The organism is Sabulibacter ruber (assembly GCF_017355955.1).
Lineage (GTDB): Bacteria > Bacteroidota > Bacteroidia > Cytophagales > Hymenobacteraceae > Nibribacter > Nibribacter ruber_A.
The window spans coordinates 1-263 of record NZ_JAFFID010000153.1; the positions used below are offsets into that span (position 1 = coordinate 1).

Consider the following 263-nt stretch of genomic DNA (forward strand, 5'->3'; position numbering starts at 1 on the left):
GGTGGCCGCTCCGGCCTGGACGGCGAGCGGACCGGTGCAGCTGGTGGTCGACAGCACCGGCGTGAAGCTCAGCGGGCCTGGCGAATGGCTGGTCGAAAAGCATGGCACCCAGCGTCGCCGGGCCTGGCGCAAGCTGCACCTGGGCGTCGATGCCGAGACTGGCACAATCGTCGCCACGACCCTGACCAGCAAGGAGGTTGATGATGCCGCTGAGCTCGGGCCCCTGCTCGACCAAATCGAGAGGCCGGTCGTCGCGGTCATTG

Annotated in this window: 1 protein-coding gene; it reads left to right on the forward strand. The window is 68.4% G+C overall.

The genetic code is table 11. The features are described 5' to 3' along the window. A partial coding sequence (locus JT719_RS24850) for a transposase (protein WP_207436460.1) occupies positions 1-263 on the forward strand: 263 nt, incomplete at both ends.